The organism is Mesorhizobium sp. M0621, assembly GCF_040320745.1.
Taxonomy (GTDB): domain Bacteria; phylum Pseudomonadota; class Alphaproteobacteria; order Rhizobiales; family Rhizobiaceae; genus Mesorhizobium.
On the sequence record NZ_JAMYQF010000012.1, the window covers coordinates 111,484 to 129,517 of the forward strand.

Consider the following 18,034-nt stretch of genomic DNA (forward strand, 5'->3'; position numbering starts at 1 on the left):
ATGCCGTGACGATCGGTCTGGAGGGACCGAGAGGGAGGAGTGCTGGATGATCGATGTCGTCCTGGTCGGCTGCGGAGCGATGAGCAAAGCCTGGCTCGACGCCGTGCGGCAGATTGACGGGCTGGCCATTGTCGGCCTTGTCGATCTCGACGCCGACAGGGCGCGGGCGAGGGCGCGTGAATACGACCTCACCAATGTCGTCATCGGCACCAGTCTCGACGCCGTGCTCGACCAGACCAAACCGCAGGCGGTGTTCGATGTGGTGGTTCCCGCCGCCAGGCGCGAAGTCGCGCTCTCCGCTTTTGCCCATCATTGCCATCTGCTGACGGAAAAACCGCTCGCCGACAGTCCTGAGAATGCGCGGGCCGTCGTCGAGGCGGCTCGCCAGGCCGGACGCATCCATGCCGTCGTCCAGAACCGCCGCTATGTCGCCAATGTCAGGCGCATCCGGAGATTTCTGGACTCCGGCGCCATCGGTGCGCCGACCAGCATCCATGCCGACTTCTTCGTCGCGCCGCATTTCGGCGGCTTTCGCGAGGAGATGGCCCATGTGCTGCTGCTCGACATGGCGATCCACACGTTCGACGCCGCCCGCTACATGGTCGATGGCGAGCCGGCCGGGGTCTATTGCCAGGAATGGGAGCCGGCCAATTCCTGGTACCGGCAGGGATCGTCGGCCAGCGCCGTCTTCGATCTCGGTGGCGGCAAGGTCTTCACCTATGCCGGTTCCTGGTGCGCCGACGGCTTCCGCACCAGTTGGGAAGGCAGCTGGCGCATCGTCGCTGAGCGCGGCAGCCTCATTTGGGACGGCAACGATGCGTTGAAGGCGGAGGTGGTGGCGTCGGGCCGCGATGGCCTGATCGACAAGACCCAGCCGATCGAAGTGCCGTCGCTCGATCCGGCCGACCGCATCGGTGGCCATCTCGGCATCATCAGGGATTTCATGCACGCCATCGAGACCGGCACAGAGCCGGAGACGCGCGGCGCCGACAACATCAGGAGTCTGGCCATGGTTTTCGGCGCCATCGAGAGCGCCGAAACCGGACGCCGCGTGGCAATCGCAGAGGACGCACAATGATGCCAAACCCGCTTCTCGACATCCGGATCGGCACCATGGTGCGGGCCAACCTCGACGATCCGGCGGCCTACATCAAGGCGATCCTGCCGCTCGGATTCGAGAGCATCCAGCCCTTCTTCTGGCAGACGCTGGGCGGCAAGGACCTGCCGCGGCTCGCCGGCCAGATCCGCGAGGCGATCGGCGATGCCAATGTCACGGTGTCCTCGCTTGGCGTGTTCGGCAATCCGCTGGAGAGCGGCGATGTCGATCGCGGCGTGCTGCAGGCCTGGGAAACGGTGATCGACAATGCGCATCTGTTCGGCGCGTCGATGGTCAGCGGCTTCACCGGGCGCCTGCGCGGCAAGAAGCTGACCGACAGCCTGCCGCGCTTCAAGGAGGTCTGGGGCCCGCTGGCCAAACGCGCCGCCGACAAGGGCGTGCGCATCGCCTTCGAGAATTGCGCGATGGATGGCAACTGGGCCAGCGGTGACTGGAACATCGCCCACAATCCGGACGCCTGGGAGCTGATGTTCAACGAAGTGTCCGACGACAATCTCGGGCTGGAATGGGAGCCCTGCCACCAGCTTGTCTATCTGATCGATCCGATGCCGCAGATCCGCAAATGGGCGCCGCGCATCTTCCACGTTCACGGCAAGGACGCGACGGTACGCTGGGACGTTATCCGCGAGCATGGCGTGTTCGGCCGGCTGCCTTTCGTGCAGATGCGCACGCCTGGCTTCGGCGACAGCGATTGGACGCGGGTGATCAGCGAATTGCGGCTGGCCGGGTACAAGGGCGCCATTGACATCGAAGGCTGGCATGACCCGGTCTATCGCGACGATCTCGAGATCACAGGGCAGGTGCGGGCGCTGGAATATCTGAAGCAATGCCGGGGAGGCGCCAGCTACCAACCGAACCCAGCGTGAGAGCAGGCCGGAGAGGAGCCGGCAAGGAAGTGGTACTGCCAGCAATCATCAAAAGCCCCTCGGCTGACGAGGGAAACAATGGGAGGAACGTGCATGAGCATCGCGAAGAGAACGACACTTCTGCGCTCGACCGTCGTGGCGGCCGCCACGGCGCTTTGCGCCACAATCTCCACCTTGCCCGCGCAGGCGCTCGACGCCCAATGGTGCAAGGACGTCCACATCCGCTTCTTCGTCGGCGGCGCCGAGGGCGACGCCTTCGGCACCATCGTCTACAATGGCGCCAAGCAGGCGGCTGCCGATCTCGGGCCGAAGGTCGACTACATCTTCTCCCAGTGGGATGTTGAAAAGATGGTGCAGCAATTGCGCGAAGCCGTCGCGGTGAAGCCCAACGGCATCGCCATGATGGGCCATCCGGGCGACGCGTCGATCATGCCGCTGGCCGAACAGGCGCACAAGGACGGCATCAAGATGATGTACCAGAACGTGCCGGTGCCGAAGGTGGTGGAAGCGTTCGGCGGCGGCTATGTCGGCGCCCAGCAGGAGCAGCAGGGCCGCGCGCTTGGCGCCGAGGCGTTCAAGCTCGGCAAGCTCAAGGCCGGCGACAAGGCGATCATGATCGGGCCGTTCGAGAACGAGGCCCGCGGCGCGCGCGAGCGCGGCACGGTCGCAGCACTGAAGGAGGCCGGCGTCGAAGTCATCCAGCTGTCGTCGCCGCCGAGTGGCGAATGGGCGTCCGACCCCAATCTGGCGATACCGGTGATCACCGCGGCGCTGCTCAACAATCCCGATGTGAAGGCAGTCGGTTATCCCGGCGGCCAGATGCTCGGCAATGTCCCGACCTACATGCAAGCGGCGGGACGCAAGGCTGGCGACATCTTCAACTTCGGCTTCGACACCAGTCCGCAGATCGTCGAGGCGTTCAAGGGCGGCTGGGTGCAGCTGACGGCCGACCAGCAGCCGTTCCTGCAGGGCTATCTGCCGATCCTCAGCCTTTGCCAGCAGGTGGTGCTGGGCCTGGCGCCGATGAATGTCGACACCGGCGCCGGCTTCGTCACGCCGCAGAATTACGAGATCGTCGCCGAGCTCGCCAAACAGGCGCTGCGCTGACCTCCCAAGCCGTCGGCCGGGGTTCAGGCCCGGCCGGCGGAACCGCCGGCGAGAAGAAGCCGGCACGAGACAATGAAAGCGAGGATCCGATGGCCGAACGTCTCATCGAGCTGCGCGACATCAGCAAGTCCTATGGCCACGTCTATGCACTGGGCGGGGTCAATCTCAGCGTCGACCGCGGCGAGGTGGTCGGCCTCATCGGCGACAATGGCGCAGGCAAGTCGACGCTGATCAAAATACTCTCGGGCGTGGTCAAGCCGACCAGCGGCGAGATCCTCATCCGCGGCAAACCGGTGACCGGATGGAGTGCGGCGCGCTCGCGCGAAGCCGGCATCGAGACGGTGTTCCAGGACCGGGCGCTGGCCGTGCAGCAGACCATCGTGCGCAACATCTTCATGGGCCGCGAACTGACCGGCTTCATGGGCTTTCTCAGGGTCAACAAGGAGATCGAGGAGGCGAGCCGGCTGATGCGCGAGATCGGCTTCACCTCGAAAGTGTTCACGCCGCATTCGATCGTCGGCCAGCTGTCCGGCGGCGAGCGCCAGGGCGTGGCGATCGCGCGCGCCATCTACAAGCAGGCGGAGCTGATCGTCCTCGACGAGCCGACGACGGCGCTGTCGCTGACCGAAACCGCCAAGGTCTTCCATTTCGTGCGCCAGGTGCGGGCGAGCGGCCGCTCGATCCTGTTCATCGGCCACAACATCCATCATGTCTTCGACATCGCCGACCGCTTCGTGGTGCTGGACCGCGGCAAGGTCGCGCTCACCGCCGACCGCAGCCAGGTCAAGTCGGCCGAAGACCTCATCAACTTCATGGAAGACGTCGCGCATCCCGGCGGATTGGCCGGACTGCATGACGCCGGCGATACGGAGCAGGCAACGCGATGAGCAAGACCATGGAGCCCGATCTGCACGAGCCGGCGGCCGGCATTCCCCGCCCCAATTCCCAGAAGGAGTGGAAGCACCCATCCGATCACTGGATGCGCGGCTTCATCCTCGACAACCGCGCCTCGCTCGGCACGCTCGGCGTGTTCATCATCATGATGGCGGTGTTCATCATCGCCAACCCGACCGTCTTCACCACCTGGTACCTCTACCGCTCGGTGCTGACCACGCTGCCGGTGGCGCTGTTCGTGGTGGTGCCGCTGGTCTTCGTCGTCACCTGCGGTGAGATCGACCTGTCGTTTCCGGCGACGATGGGTTTTGCCTCTTGGGTCTTCGCGTTGGTCGTGCAGGCCGGTTATGATCCGTTCCTGGGTATCATTGCAGCGCTGATCACCGGCATGCTGCTCGGTTTCCTGGTCGGATCGCTGGTGGTCTATGGCGGGCTGTCGTCGCTGATCGCCACGCTCGGCATGAATTTCCTGCTGCGCGGTCTGATCCAGATCATCAACGAGGGCAAGTCGACGGCGCTGACCAGCCTTGCCGACAGCTGGGCCTACGCGATCTTCTCCGGCCAGCTGCTGGGCATTCCGGTGCAGATATTCTGGGCCATCGCCTTCGTCGTGCTGTCGGCGATGCTCTACAACCGCCATCGCTTCGGCGCGCAGGTGAGGGTGGTCGGCGACAACCCCGACAGCGCCCAGCAGATGGGCATCGACGTCAAGCGCGTGCGGGTAAAAGTGTTCGTCTTCGTTGGCATAGGGGCTGCGATCGCCGGCACCTTCTCGGTGATGATCAACTTCACCTGGTGGCCGACCGCCGGCGACGGCTATCTGCTACCGGTGCTGGCCTCGGTGTTCGTCGGCGGCACACCGACCTGGGGCGGCATCGGCACCGTGGTGGGCGGCGCGATCGGCGCCGTCACCGTATCGTTCATCCAGACCGGCGTCGTGGCGGCAGGGTTGAGCGGCTTCTACGTCCAGTTCTTCAACGGGCTGATCATCATCCTGTCGCTGCTGGGGCACAAATGGAACCAGGCACGGTATCGGTGAGGAGGCGAAGATTTGGCGGACCGCAAGCCCTGACGATTGGCGCAGACGCGCATCATTTCGTCATCCACGGGCGAAGCAAGGAGCGTAGCGACGCGGCGCAGACCCGAGGATCCATGCTGCGACTTAAATGCGTCACCACGGTGCAGAATTCTGCTCCGCTGCATTCCTGGGCGAAGGTCGCGGCATGGGTCCTCGGGTCTTCGCGACGGAGCTACGCTCCTGCTTCGCCCGTGGATGACGAAGGTGGGGTATCGTCAAAGTAGGCGCATATCGCTTGTAGGACAACGGGTAAGCAATCGCTCACACCGCCGCGACGAACCCGTCCAGCACGCGTTTCTGGCCGGCTTTGTCGAAGTCGATGGTCAGCTTGTTGCCTTCGATGGCCGAAATGTTGCCGTTGCCGAATTTCTGGTGGAAGACGCGGTCGCCGACACTGAAGGCGGACGGCTTGTCGGCGACGGATTTGGCGACCAGTTCGCCGTCGATGGTGCGGCCTTTGACCGAGGTGCGGCCGGCGCCGTAGCCGCTATCGGTCTCGCCATAGCCGATGCGCTCGACCTGATGGCCGGAGCGCGAGCCCCAGTTGCGGTCGGTCGCCTCGGTGCGGTTGGCCTGCGCTCGCTGCCAGCCCGGCGTCGCGTAGGTGTTGGAGAAGGCGCCGGATTTTTCGGTGTCGGCGCCGACATTGTCGAAGCGCGAGGCGCCATAGGGGTTTTGCCGTCCTGCGCCCTGGCCGCCGCGGCCGGAGGCAAAAGAACCGCCGCCGTAGGAATTGCCGTAGCCGCCGTAGCTGTTGCCGCTTTCGGCGACCTCGACATGGGCTTCCGGCAGTTCGTCGAGGAAGCGCGACGGGATGGTCGACTGCCACAGGCCGTGGATGCGGCGGTTGGAGACGAACCACAGATGCAGGTTCTTCTTGGCGCGGGTCAGGCCGACATAGGCAAGCCGCCGCTCTTCCTCCAGCCCCGAGCGGCCGCCTTCATCCAGCGCGCGCTGATGCGGGAACAGGCCTTCCTCCCAGCCCGGCAGGAACACCGTCTCGAATTCGAGGCCCTTGGCCGAATGCAGCGTCATGATGCTGACGGCGTCGAGCCCGGCGTTCTGCTCGGCGTCCATGACGAGTGCGACATGCTCGAGGAAGGAGCGTAGCGATTCGTACTCCTCCATGGAGCGGATCAGCTCTTTCAGGTTCTCAAGCCGGCCTGGGGCTTCGACCGAGCGGTCGTTCTTCCACATGTCGGTGTAGCCGCTCTCTTCGAGAATGGTCTCGGCGAGCTCGGTATGCGGCGTGGTTTCCAGCGCCTTCTGCCAGCGCTCGAAATTGGCGGCGACTTCGCGCAAGGCGGCGCGTGGCTTCGGCTTCAACTCGTCGCTTTCGGCGAGCTTGGCGGCGGCTTCCAGCATCGGGATGCGCAGCGCGCGGGCCGTGTCGTGGATCTGGCGGATGGTGGCTTCGCCGAGCCCGCGCTTCGGCACATTGACAATGCGCTCAAAAGCGAGGTCGTCGGCGCCTTGCGCGACGACGCGGAAGAAGGCCAGCGCATCGCGGATTTCCATGCGCTCGTAGAAGCGCGGGCCGCCGATGACGCGGTAGTTGAGGCCGAGCGTGACGAAGCGATCCTCGAACTCGCGCATCTGGAAGGAGGCGCGGACCAGGATCGCCATGTCGTTGAGATTGTGCTTCTGGCGCTGATAGGTCTCGATGGTCTCGCCGACCGCGCGAGCTTCCTCCTCGGAATCCCAGGCGGCGTGGACATGCACCTTGCCGTCCTCCGGCTCGTCGCGGTCGGTGAACAGCGTCTTGCCGAAACGGCCCTCATTGTGGGCGATGAGGTGAGAGGCGGCACCGAGGATGTGCGCGGTCGAGCGGTAGTTGCGCTCCAGCCTTATGATGGTGGCGCCGGGGAAATCCTTGTCGAAGCGCAGGATGTTGTCGACCTCGGCCCCGCGCCAGCCATAGATCGACTGGTCGTCGTCGCCGACGCAGCAGATGTTGACGGTGGCGCGAGCTTCGGCCGAAGAGCGCCCAATCTCCCCCCTAGAGGGGGAGATGTCGCCGGAGGCGACAGAGGGGGGCGCTGTCCCTCCAGCCTGTCGGTGCGAGGCCCCCCCCTCTGTCCTGCCGGACATCTCCCCCTCAAGGGGGGAGATCGGCTTGGACTGCGGCCTTTGCGCCAAAAGCCGCAGCCACATGTATTGCGCTGTGTTGGTGTCCTGATACTCGTCGACGAGGATGTATTTGAAGCGCTTATGGTACTCCTTCAGCACATCCGGATTGGCGCGGAAGATGCGGATCGGGTGGCACAGGAGGTCGCCGAAATCGCAGGCGTTCAGCGTCTTCAGCCGCTCCTGATAGGCCTTGTAGAGTTCGCGGCCCTTGCCGTTGGCGAAGGCGCGCGCGTCGCCCTCGGCGATGTCGGCCGGACCTTGCCCCTTGTTCTTCCAGCCGTCGATCATCTGGGCGAACTGCTTGGCCGGCCAGCGCTTGTCGTCGAGCCCTTCGGCCTGGATCAGCTGCTTGATCAGCCGCACGACGTCGTCGGTGTCGAGGATGGTGAAGTCGGATCTCAAGCCGGCCAGCTCGGCATGTCTGCGTAGCAGCTTGACGCCAATCGAGTGGAAGGTGCCGAGCCAGGGCATGCCCTCGACATTGCCTTCGCCGATCAGGACGCCGATGCGGATCTTCATCTCGCGCGCGGCCTTGTTGGTGAAGGTCACCGCAAGGATCTGCGACGGGAAGGCCTTGCCGGTGGCGAGGATGTGGGCGATGCGGGTGGTCAAGACGCGCGTCTTGCCGGTGCCGGCGCCGGCCAGCACCAGAACCGGACCTTCGGTGGTTTCCACCGCCAGCCGCTGCTCGGGGTTCAGTCCCTTCAGATAGTCGGGCGCATTGTTGTGGCCGCTGCGGGCAGCCATGGCGCGCGCAGCAATGCCCGACGGGGCCGAGGGCCGCGCATTGGGTTCGTCGAAAAAGGGCATGTCTTCGGAAAAGCCGGACATCGCCCCGAATGTAGTGATTCGGGAGCGAAAGACCAGAAGTGTCTACGTTTTGTTCCGGTAAAGTGCCTGATATCGCCGTTCAGGCCTTGCGGTAACCGAGAGCGACGAAAACCGAACGAGCGCGCCTCGTCGGTCATCACGGCGCCGAGAGCGCTGGAAAACCCTGATGCAGGCAAGATGGATTACCACCTCGGCGTGTGCTCCGCGCTTGACAGGCGCGGCAGGCGGGAGAAAGTTGTGCCCAGGGCAGGAAGGTAACGCCGGTTGCCCATGGCCGCGTCGCAAAGCGCAACAGTCGAAGGAGTATCATCTTGGCTGTCACCGTCACCTCCCTCATTCTTTTGCTCATAGGTTTGGCGCTCGGCGGCGGCGGTATCCGTTTAGCTTCGCTGGGTGGCAGCTGGTATTACCTCATAGCCGGTCTCGCATTCCTGATCGCCGCCTGGCTGCTCTACCGGCGCAGATCCACCGCGCTGTGGCTCTATGCGGCGATCGTGCTCGGCACACTTGCCTGGGCGGTCTGGGAAACCGGCTTCGACTGGTGGGAACTCGGGCCCCGCGGCGGCATCATCGTGCTGGTCGCTCTGTGGCTGCTGACGCCATGGGCGAGGCGAGGTCTTGTCGGCCCTGATGCGCGCGCGCCGATGATCCTTGCAGTGCTGGCATCGCTTGCCGTCGCTGGCTACTCGATGACGGCCGATCCGAAGGACATTGCCGGCGAACTCGGCACCGACAAGATCGTCGCCAACGCCAATCTCGGCAATGATGTGCCGGCCGGCGAATGGCACTATTACGGCCGCACGCAGTTCGGCCAGCGCTATTCGCCGCTCGATCAGATCACGCCGGACAATGTCGCCAAGCTGCAGCCGGCGTGGACTTACCGCACCGGCGACGTGAAGGGTCCGGACGACGTCGGCGAGACCACCTATCAGGTGACGCCGCTGAAGATCGGCGACACGCTTTACATCTGCACGCCGCACAATTTCGCCATTGCCATCGACGCAGTGAGCGGCAAGGAGAAATGGCGCTTCGACCCCAAGATCAAGCTCGACAAGGACCGCCAGCACCAGACCTGCCGCGGCGTGGCCTATTATGCCGATGCTGCCGGCGCCGCCGGCCAGCCCTGTGCGACCCGCGTCTACCTGCCGACCTCGGACGCGCGGCTGATCGCGCTCGATGCCGCCAACGGGCAGGTGTGTCCTGCCTTCGCCGAAGGCGGCACGCTGAACCTTCTGACCAACATGCCCTATCCGAAGTCGGGCTATTATTACTCGACCTCGGCGCCGCTGATATCAGGCGGCAAGATCATTGTCGGCGGCGCGGTCAACGACAATTATTCGACGCAGGAGCCGTCGGGCGTCATCCGCGCCTACGACGCTGCCACCGGCAAGCTGCTATGGAACTGGGATTCCGGCAATCCGGACCAGACGACGCCATTGGCGGCCGGCCAGACCTACACCGCCAACTCGCCCAACATGTGGTCGACGCCGAGCGCCGACGAGAAGCTCGGCCTGCTCTATGTGCCGCTCGGCAACCAGACGCCGGACCAGCTCGGCGCCGGGCGCAGCGACAATGTCGAGAAGTTCTCGTCGTCGATCACCGCGCTTGACCTCAACACCGGGCAATTGCGCTGGGTGAGGCAGACGGTGCACCACGACCTCTGGGACATGGACGTGCCGGCGCAGCCGAGCCTGATCGACATCACCAAACCCGACGGCACGGTGGTGCCGGCGCTGGTCGGGCCGACCAAGCAGGGCGACCTCTATGTGCTCGACCGGCGCACCGGCGAGCCGGTCATCGCGGTCAACGAAGTGCCGGCGCCCGGCGGTGCCATCGAGGGCGATCACACATCGCCGACACAGCCGGTCTCCGATCTTACCTTCATGCCGAAGCCGCTCACCGGCGCCGACATGTGGGGCCTCACCATGTTCGACCAGCTGGCTTGCCGGATCGAATTCCAGGGCCTGCGCTATGAAGGCCGGTATACGCCACCTTCGGTACAGGGCTCGCTGATCTATCCCGGCAATTTCGGCACCTTCAACTGGGGTGGCGTCGCGGTCGACCCGGTCCGGCAGGTGATGTTCGGCATGCCGACTTATCTGGCGTTCAAGTCGCAGCTCATTCCACGCGATCAGGTGCCGCCGCCGGACGAGGGGCGTGGCAGTGAGCAGGGACTGAACCGTAACGAGGGCGCGCCCTATGCGGTGGTGATGGGACCGTTCCTGTCGCCGCTCGGCATTCCTTGCCAGGCGCCGCCCTGGGGCTATGTCGCCGGCGCCGATCTGAGGACCGGCACCATCGCCTACAAGCACCGCAACGGCACCGTCTACGACATGACGCCACTGCCGCTGCCGCTGAAGGTCGGGGTGCCCGGCATCGGCGGGCCGATGATCACCGCCGGTGGCGTCGCTTTCCTCGGTGCGGCGGTCGACGACTATCTGCGCGCCTATGACCTGACATCGGGCAAGCAGCTCTGGCAGGCGCGGCTGCCGGCCGGCGGGCAATCGACGCCGATGACCTATACGGTCGCCGACGGGCGCCAGTTCGTGGTCATCGTCGCCGGCGGTCACGGCTCGGTCGGCACCAAGCCGGGGGATTATGTGATGGCCTACGCGCTGCCGAAGTGAGGGTGGCGCAATCTATGACCTAGCCGAGCCCCAGATGGCTTTTCAGGCTGGGTACCGATCCGAGTATCCGGTTGGTGAGGTCGGGGCCGGCGGCTGCTTCGGCTTGCTGGACCAGCGTTTCGCCGGCCTTCTGGATCTGAGCCAAATCGAGCCCGGACGCCTTGAGCGCGGCGAGGCCGTTGACCAGCGCGCCGGCCTTTTCGCCGAGAACCCCGCCAAGCGCGCCCTGCAGCGACGACAGGAAGCCGCCACCGGCGCCGGCCGGAGCGGCGGCCATGACGTCATACTGGTGGGCGAGGTCGTCGGCGCCGGGGATCTTGGCGAAAAACGCCGAGGCGCTGGTGCCTTCCGCCTCATGTTCGAGCACCGAGAAGATGGTGCCGACAACTTTCTCCGTCGTCGCCTGGTCGAGGCCGGCTTTCTGCGAGACGGTGTTGACGATATCCTGGACGTTCATGACCTGACCTCAACCTTGGGTTTTCGTGGATGCGGCCTGGCGCTGGTTACTACGGACCCTGATCATCGATCGCCTAGTGGAAGCGGCCGAGCGCAATGCCAGCAGTGCGGCAGCGGCCAGCACGAAAGCGGTGGCGAGGATCGGGGTGGAGAAGGCCATGGGTGTTGTTTCCTTCCGGTCAGATTGAGCGCACAGGGCGGGGACGAGGCCGCTACAGGCAGCTACCCCTAATATTGAGGCAGCAGCATCAAGATTGTCGAAAATGACCAAAATGTGATTGCAGTGGGTTCTGCCACGGCTTTCGGGTGAGCACCGTCACCCAACCGTGACTGGACCATGCAAGTCTCGACCCTATCTTGCGCCGCAACGAGACTTTCCGAAGCCGAGGAGCGCATCCATGACGAAAGCCGAAGCCAACACCAAGCCCGTCATCACTCAGGCGATGATCGATGCCTATGACGAGTACACGCATCTGACACTCGACCGCCGCCGCTTCATGGAGCAACTGACCCGGCTTGCCGGATCGGGCGCGGCGGCGGCGGCGATCGCGCCGCTTCTGGCGGCGAATTCCGCCCAGGCGGCAATCGTCGCCGACAACGATCCGCGGGTGAAGGGTGAGGACATCACCTATCCCGGCAGCGGCGGCGAGATGAAGGGCTATCTGGTCAAGCCGGCGGGTCAGGCGGGCAAGCTCGGCACGGTCATCGTCGTGCATGAGAACAGGGGACTCAACCCGCATATCCGCGACGTAGCGAGACGCGTGGCGCTGGAAGGGTTCGTGGCGCTTGCGCCGGATTTTCTGTCGCCGCTCGGCGGTACGCCAGCCGATGAAGACAAGGCGCGCGACATGTTCGCCAAGCTCGATTCGGCGCAGACCATTGCCAACGGTGTAGCGACTGTCGCCTTCCTCAAGGGCGACAAGGACGGCAACGGCAAGGTCGGCGCCATCGGCTTCTGCTGGGGTGGCGGCACGGTCAACATGCTGGCCGTCAACGCGCCAGATCTCAATGCCGCCGTCGCCTATTACGGCATGCAGCCGAACGCCGCCGATGTGTCGAAGATCAAGGCGGCCTTGCTGCTCCACTATGGCGGACTGGACGAGCGTATCAATGCCGGCATCGATGCCTTCAAGAAGGCGCTCGACGCGGCGCATGTCGAATACACGGTCTATGTCTATGAAGGCGCCAACCATGCCTTCAACAACGACACCTCGGCCGCCCGCTACGACAAGAAAGCGGCCGATCTCGCCTGGGGACGCACGATCGCCTTCCTGAAGGAAAAGCTGGCGTAGCTTCCGTCATTGTTTCAGCGCGCCGGCTTGTGGAAGGCGACGCCGGCGACCACCAGCGCAATGCCGAGGCAATCGGTGAGGCTTGGAATCTGGCGCAGCACCACGACGCCGATCAGCGTTGCGGTGACCGGCAGCAGCGACAGCATCAGCGCAAAGCTGGCGCGCGGCAGCCGCGACATGGCGAGTTGGTCGCAGATGTAGGGGATGACCGACGAGCAGATGCCGACGCCGATGGCGGCGAGCAGCAGCGGCGGTGAGAAAAAGGCCGGCAGTGCATCTCTGAAGCCGATCGGCAGCACGATGATGAAAGCGATTGCCATGGCGGCACCAAGGCTGGCGATGCCACCGCCCGCGCCTGAAGCGGCGATGCGGTGCCCGAGAACGATGTAGCCGACAAACAGCGCGCCGTTGAGGAGGGCCCAGAACAGTCCCAGAGGATCGCTCGACCACTTGACGTCGATGAGCAGCAAGGTGCCGGTGACGGCGACTGCAAGGGCGGCGAGATTGCGCGGGCTCCTGAGGCCGATCACCGCAACGCCGATGGTGCCGACGAATTCGATCGCCGCCACCAGCGAGATCGGCAAGCGGTCGAGCGCCAGGTAGAACGAACAATTCATCACCGCCAGGCAGGCGCCGAAGGCCAGCAACAGCAACCGGGTCGAGCGATCGGCGCGAGCGAAAGATCGCCAGGGACGGGTCAGCGGTGCGAAGATCAGCGCGGCGGTGGCGATGCGCAGCCAGGCCATGCCAAGCACGCCGACATGCGGGAAAAGCAGCACGGCGAATGCCGGCCCGAGATAGTGGAAGACGGCGCTGACGCCGAACCAGACATGCGGCGGCAGTTTTTGCGTCAGCCTGCCAAGGGTGGAACCGGCAGCGGCAGGGTCTGCCGCAGGAGCTTGCGTTTGATCATTCATCGGCTCAGTATCGCAGGCAAATTTGCCTGTTTATATAAATGGTAGTTGGCTCCTCGGGCCATCTTTCTCCCGGAAGCAAGGAATTTTCCATGAAACGCCTTCGGAACGAAAATGCCGACCTCGACGCAGCGGATATGAAGATCCTGCGCCTGCTGGAGAAGGACGCGCGCATCAGCACGGCGGAACTCGCACGCTCGGTCGGCCTATCGGCGCCGAGCGTGGCCGAGCGCATCAAGCGGTTGCAGGAGAGCGGCGTTATCGAGGCCTATTCGGTCAGGATCAACCCCGCGGCACTTGGCCTGCCGCTGTCGGCATGGCTGCGCATCCGTCCGGTACCGGGACAACTGGCCGTCGTTGCCGAAATCATCCGCGAGTTGCCGGAGATCGCGCAATGCGACCGGGTGACGGGTGAGGACTGTTTCATCGCGCTGGCGCATGTAGGCTCGGTGGCCGAACTCGAGCGGGTGATCGATCGCATCATCCCTTACGCGATGACCAATACGGCGATCATCCAGTCGTCGCCGGTGGTGGCGCGCTCACCGCTGGCGGCAGTGAAGCGTACGACTTGAGGGCGAGGATCGTCGATGCGAAGGTTTTAAGCGTGGCCGCGCTTCATGCGCGCCTGCTTCAGGATGGCGCGCCAGCGGATCATGTCGAACGGGATCGGCTCGTTGTTGTTGGCAATGTGGAATATCTCGTTGTTGACGTTCTTGAGCGAGCGCCAGAAATCATAGTCGGTGATGCGCGGATCGGCAGCCAGCTTGTCCACTTCGACCTTGATGTCGGTTTTCATGCACTTTCCTCGAACCGGCTTCGCCGCGCCGCCCGCATCGCAACCCAATGCGATCGTTTTCAACCGCTCTGCTGAGTCGTTCAACGGCTCAATTGGCTTGTTCCCGTTAAAACCTCGGTAAGGTTAACGCTGGCGCCGAGCGGCTTCAAGCGGGCTTGCGACGAATCCCGATCGAGCGGCCTGCGCGTTCCGGCATCGGCAGTGCCGAATGGGCGGCGCGCATGGCTTCGACCTTGGCAAGCACATCGGCTGGGAAGGGCGCCACCTTCGGCCCGGACATATCGACATGCAGTGACAGGGTCTCGGAGGTGGCGGCCAGCCAGCCGTCGACATGGCGGATTTCCTGGTAGGCCCGCAGCCGCTTGTCGTCATGGTCGATGAGCTGGAAGGAGACCGTGACCTGGTGCTCGAGATGCAGCTCCTGGACGTAGCAGACATGGACTTCGGCGGTGTAGATGGTGAGCCGCCGCTGGCTCACGTAATCCAGCCCCATGCCCATCGCCTCGAAGGCTTCGTCCGAGCAGCGGTCGAACAGCACGTTGTAGTAGGCCATGTTGAGATGGCCGTTGTAATCGATCCAGTCCTTCTCGATGTCCATGGGCTTGGAGACGAAGGGGGCAGGGATGGGCATCGAAACTTCCTTGTTCTGGTGCTGGACACGGCATGGCCGGTGAGACTACGCATCCATAATCGCATAACAAGCGTGGGCGCTGGTCCATTCGCGGAGGAAATCATGGCTCTGAGCGACCTCAATCCGGTCGAACGCAACGAGGAAGGCATCGCCGCCGTGCTCGGCATCCTCAAGCAGCGGCTCGGCGAGCGATTTCAGACCGGCGAGGCCATCCGCTCGCAGCACGCGCACACCACCACCTATATTCCGACGCAGGCGCCGGACGGCGTCGCTTTCCCAGAGACGACGGCCGAGGTGCAGGAGATCGTGCGCGCCTGCGCCGCGCACCGTGTGCCGGTCATTGCCTTCGGTGTCGGATCGTCGCTGGAAGGCCACACCAACGCACCGGGCGGCGGCATATCGGTCGACACATCGCGCATGAACCGCATCCTTGCGGTCAATCCGCAGGATCTCGACTGCACGGTCGAGCCCGGCGTTACCCGCGAGGATCTGAACCGGCATCTGCGCGACACCGGCCTGTTCTTTCCAATCGATCCGGGCGCCAATGCCTCACTCGGCGGCATGGCGGCGACGCGGGCATCCGGCACCAATGCGGTGCGCTACGGCACGATGCGCGAAAACGTGCTGTCGCTGACGGCCGTCATGGCCGACGGCGAGACGGTGACGACCGGCAAGCGCGCGAAAAAGAGCTCGGCCGGCTATGATTTGACGCGGCTGCTGGTCGGTTCGGAAGGCACGCTCGGCATCATCACCTCGCTGACCTTGAAGCTGCAAGGCATCCCGCAAGCGATCTCCGGCGGCGTCTGTCCGTTTCCGAGCGTCGAGGCGGCCTGCAACGCGGTCATCGCGACGATCCAGATGGGCATTCCGGTGGCGCGCATCGAACTGGTCAACGCCTTGCAGATGCGGGCGATGAAGAATTATTCGAAGCTCGACTATCCCGAGAGCCCGTGCCTGTTCGTCGAGTTCCACGGCAGCGATGCCGGCGTTGCCGAGCAGGCCGAGACTTTCGGCATGATCGCCGAGGAGAATGGCGGCGGACCGTTCCTGTGGACCAGCGTTGCCGAGGAGCGCACGAAACTGTGGAAGGCTAGGCACGACGCCTATTGGTCGTCGCTGACGCTGCGGCCGGGCGCCAAGGGTCTGTCGACCGATGTCTGCGTGCCGATTTCGCGCTTTGCCGAATGTGTCATGGAAACCGAAGCCGACATCGCCGAGATGGGCCTGATCGCGCCGATCGTCGGCCACGCCGGCGACGGCAATTTTCACGTGCTGGTGCTGATGGATGTTAACGATCCCAAGGAGATCGCGCTGTCGGAAAAGTTCGTCGCGCGGCTGAACATGCGAGCAATCGCCATGGATGGCACCTGCACCGGCGAGCACGGCATCGGCCAGGGCAAGATCGGCTTCCTGCGCCACGAACTCGGCCACGGCGTCGACATCATGCGCACCATCAAGCGGGCGCTCGATCCGCAAAACATCATGAATCCGGGCAAGATATTGCCGGGAAACTAGGCGGGTCCTCCGACGCGAGCTTCGCAGGCGGCTGGTCTTGACCATGCCACGACTGGGCCGAGACCGGCCGCACTGCGAGGTCTGAAACGGTCCGCCACCTTCGGAACCGATTCATAGCTTTCACGTTGCGGCAACCAATGGAACATCGTCAAAGCGGAGCGGTCGCCCATGAACTGGAAAGGCGTCTGGAAGAATCAATACGGGTCCATTGTCGAAATCACCGATGATGCGGACAATCGCATATCGGGATCGTTTCGAACCGCCCTGACGGATAGCGGGTTCCATGGCCAAGAAATTCCGATTTTGGGCGTCCACCGCGGCGACTGCATCAGCTTTGCCGGCGGCGGGAAAACGCCAGTCGGCGATGCAATCGTCTCTTATACCGGCCTGCTTCGAGAGGGAAAAATGGAGACGTTGTGGTTTGTCGTCTCGGATGCGGCGATTAAGGCCAGCGGCGAAGGCCAACCTGCGAAAATCGAAAAGCTGAATTGGTGGCGTTCGATGTCGACCAGCGCGGACACGTTCCAAAGAAGCTAGTCCCAATGGCCAGCGAAGCATTTGGCCTCGCACGACGCCGCTCTGGTCATCGCGGTAGGGCCAGCAGCGGATGTCGACTACATCCGCATGCGCCCAAAGCGAAAGTAAATCCGGAGCGTTAGCGTGTGATCGCAGGCTTCTCCTGCACGCCCTCAACAAGCGTCTGCAACATCGGGCGGGTTGGCGCGAAGAATGTCGTGCCGGTGTGCGGCGTGGAGAAATCGAGCAGGCGGTCGTAAGCGCCCGGCGGCTCACCGACATACATTCGCTGCAGCATCTTCTCGGTCACCCAGAGATACCTGCTATAGCCGATAAAGTAGGTGCCGAACTCCTGCTGTCCTGGTCGGCCGAACGGCATGTTGTCGCGCAATATGTCGTATTCGTTGCCGTCGGCATCTTCGATGGTGGCGAGCGACTTGTGCGACTTGCGCGGGGCGTCGTCATCGTCGATTTCGATGTTGTCGATCTTGGTGCGGCCGATGATCTCTTCCTGGAGCGGTGTCGGGGTTCGCGCCCACGCCTGGAGATCGTGCAGGTATTTCTGAACGACGACATAGCTGCCTCCGGCAAAATCGGCGTCTTCATCGCCGACGAGTGCCGAGGCGGGCAGATCCAGCCCGGTCGGGTTGGCCGTGCCGTCGACGAAGCCGAGCAGGTCGCGCGCATCGAAATAGCGAAAGCCCGAGACTTCGTCGACGACGTTCACGCCGTCACCGAGATTGTCGAGCAGAATACGCTCGAACTCGAAGCACATGTCGGGGCGCTCGGACCGGATATGGAAAAGAAGGTCGCCCGCTGTCGACGGGGCCGAGTGAACGGCGCCCTTGATCGGCGTGAACGGTTTCAGTTCCAGCGGCCGCCGATCTGGAGAAAGACGATCCCAGAGATCGCGGCCGATGCCGGCAATGCACGAAAGCCGTCCGGAAAGGTCACGGAATCCGACATTCTTCACCAGATCATCAAGTTCTCCGAGCACGGAGGCGACCTTGGCGAGCGCGCTCCGCTCGTTGGCGACATTGACGACAAGAAAGACCGCCGAAAGCGATAGCGGGGCGTCGATACTTTGCGCGTCGATCGGCACGCGATCCCAGTTCTTGCCCGACATCTAGATTCTCCACTTTGCCAGGATTTGTTTCAGATCACCGGACATCACGCAACTGCGTATGAGACATCACGCAACACCGGATGAATTGCCTCTTTATCGACACGCGGATGCGGGTAGAGTGCGGCAGAATTCAATCAA

General features: G+C 63.8%; 17 protein-coding genes. 10 read left to right on the forward strand and 7 right to left on the reverse strand.

Annotation, left to right across the window (positions count from 1 at the left end; genetic code table 11):
• The first annotated feature begins 46 nt into the window (after positions 1-46).
• The 5 genes from NKI38_RS11565 to NKI38_RS11585 all read left to right on the forward strand — a co-directional run bounded on the left by NKI38_RS11565 (position 47) and on the right by NKI38_RS11585 (position 5,023).
• The gene (locus tag NKI38_RS11565) at positions 47-1,078 is read left to right on the forward strand and encodes a Gfo/Idh/MocA family protein (RefSeq protein ID WP_352657560.1); all 1,032 of its coding nucleotides are present in this window, start codon (positions 47-49) and stop codon (positions 1,076-1,078) included.
• Complete coding sequence (locus NKI38_RS11570) at positions 1,075-1,983, forward strand: sugar phosphate isomerase/epimerase family protein (RefSeq protein ID WP_352657562.1); 909 nt, start codon at positions 1,075-1,077, stop codon at positions 1,981-1,983. The genes NKI38_RS11565 and NKI38_RS11570 overlap by 4 nt, the downstream gene beginning before the upstream one ends.
• A gap of 93 nt (positions 1,984-2,076) precedes the next feature.
• Complete coding sequence (locus NKI38_RS11575; protein ID WP_352657564.1) at positions 2,077-3,090, forward strand: substrate-binding domain-containing protein; 1,014 nt, start codon at positions 2,077-2,079, stop codon at positions 3,088-3,090.
• 89 nt (positions 3,091-3,179) lie between these two features.
• Positions 3,180-3,977, forward strand: a complete 798-nt coding sequence (locus NKI38_RS11580; RefSeq protein WP_352657567.1) for an ATP-binding cassette domain-containing protein — start codon at positions 3,180-3,182, stop codon at positions 3,975-3,977.
• Positions 3,974-5,023 carry an ABC transporter permease gene (locus NKI38_RS11585; protein WP_352657569.1) on the forward strand — a complete coding sequence of 350 codons (1,050 nt, stop codon included), beginning with the start codon at positions 3,974-3,976 and terminating at the stop codon, positions 5,021-5,023. The genes NKI38_RS11580 and NKI38_RS11585 overlap by 4 nt, the downstream gene beginning before the upstream one ends.
• 300 nt (positions 5,024-5,323) lie before the next feature.
• Here the strand turns inward: NKI38_RS11585 and NKI38_RS11590 are convergent, their stop codons facing one another.
• Positions 5,324-8,023: an ATP-dependent helicase gene (locus NKI38_RS11590; protein WP_352657570.1), complete on the reverse strand. Its 2,700-nt coding sequence runs from the start codon at positions 8,021-8,023 to the stop codon at positions 5,324-5,326.
• 311 nt (positions 8,024-8,334) lie between these two features.
• Between NKI38_RS11590 and NKI38_RS11595 the strand changes: the two genes are divergently transcribed.
• Positions 8,335-10,650, forward strand: a complete 2,316-nt coding sequence (locus NKI38_RS11595; protein WP_352657572.1) for a glucose/quinate/shikimate family membrane-bound PQQ-dependent dehydrogenase — start codon at positions 8,335-8,337, stop codon at positions 10,648-10,650.
• 19 nt (positions 10,651-10,669) lie between these two features.
• Here the strand turns inward: NKI38_RS11595 and NKI38_RS11600 are convergent, their stop codons facing one another.
• On the reverse strand, positions 10,670-11,107 hold the full coding sequence (locus tag NKI38_RS11600; protein WP_352657574.1) for a hypothetical protein: 438 nt from the start codon (positions 11,105-11,107) through the stop codon (positions 10,670-10,672).
• A gap of 9 nt (positions 11,108-11,116) precedes the next feature.
• Positions 11,117-11,266, reverse strand: coding sequence for a hypothetical protein (locus NKI38_RS11605; RefSeq protein WP_352657577.1), 150 nt, complete (start codon positions 11,264-11,266; stop codon positions 11,117-11,119).
• Positions 11,267-11,504: 238 nt separating this feature from the next.
• Here NKI38_RS11605 and NKI38_RS11610 point away from each other — a divergent pair, with 238 nt between their 5' ends.
• A complete protein-coding gene (locus tag NKI38_RS11610) occupies positions 11,505-12,398 on the forward strand; it encodes a dienelactone hydrolase family protein (protein WP_352657579.1) in 894 nt (297 codons plus the stop codon).
• A gap of 14 nt (positions 12,399-12,412) precedes the next feature.
• Here the strand turns inward: NKI38_RS11610 and NKI38_RS11615 are convergent, their stop codons facing one another.
• Positions 12,413-13,315 carry an EamA family transporter gene (locus tag NKI38_RS11615; protein ID WP_352657582.1) on the reverse strand — a complete coding sequence of 301 codons (903 nt, stop codon included), beginning with the start codon at positions 13,313-13,315 and terminating at the stop codon, positions 12,413-12,415.
• Between the two features lie 89 nt (positions 13,316-13,404).
• Between NKI38_RS11615 and NKI38_RS11620 the strand changes: the two genes are divergently transcribed.
• Positions 13,405-13,884, forward strand: a complete 480-nt coding sequence (locus tag NKI38_RS11620) for an Lrp/AsnC family transcriptional regulator (RefSeq protein ID WP_352657584.1) — start codon at positions 13,405-13,407, stop codon at positions 13,882-13,884.
• Between the two features lie 26 nt (positions 13,885-13,910).
• Here NKI38_RS11620 and NKI38_RS11625 read toward each other — a convergent pair whose 3' ends face one another.
• The gene (locus NKI38_RS11625; protein WP_352657586.1) at positions 13,911-14,108 is read right to left on the reverse strand and encodes a hypothetical protein; all 198 of its coding nucleotides are present in this window, start codon (positions 14,106-14,108) and stop codon (positions 13,911-13,913) included.
• Positions 14,109-14,253: 145 nt separating this feature from the next.
• A complete protein-coding gene (locus NKI38_RS11630; protein ID WP_352657589.1) occupies positions 14,254-14,739 on the reverse strand; it encodes a thioesterase family protein in 486 nt (161 codons plus the stop codon).
• A 102-nt stretch (positions 14,740-14,841) separates the two neighbouring features.
• Here NKI38_RS11630 and NKI38_RS11635 point away from each other — a divergent pair, with 102 nt between their 5' ends.
• Both NKI38_RS11635 and NKI38_RS11640 read left to right on the forward strand, forming a co-directional pair.
• Positions 14,842-16,254 (forward strand): FAD-binding oxidoreductase, encoded by a 1,413-nt coding sequence (locus tag NKI38_RS11635; protein WP_352657591.1) that lies wholly within the window; start codon positions 14,842-14,844, stop codon positions 16,252-16,254.
• Between the two features lie 168 nt (positions 16,255-16,422).
• Positions 16,423-16,791 carry an avidin/streptavidin family protein gene (locus tag NKI38_RS11640; RefSeq protein WP_352633642.1) on the forward strand — a complete coding sequence of 123 codons (369 nt, stop codon included), beginning with the start codon at positions 16,423-16,425 and terminating at the stop codon, positions 16,789-16,791.
• A gap of 118 nt (positions 16,792-16,909) precedes the next feature.
• Here the strand turns inward: NKI38_RS11640 and NKI38_RS11645 are convergent, their stop codons facing one another.
• On the reverse strand, positions 16,910-17,896 hold the full coding sequence (locus NKI38_RS11645) for a Dyp-type peroxidase (protein ID WP_352657592.1): 987 nt from the start codon (positions 17,894-17,896) through the stop codon (positions 16,910-16,912).
• Positions 17,897-18,034 lie beyond the last annotated feature (138 nt).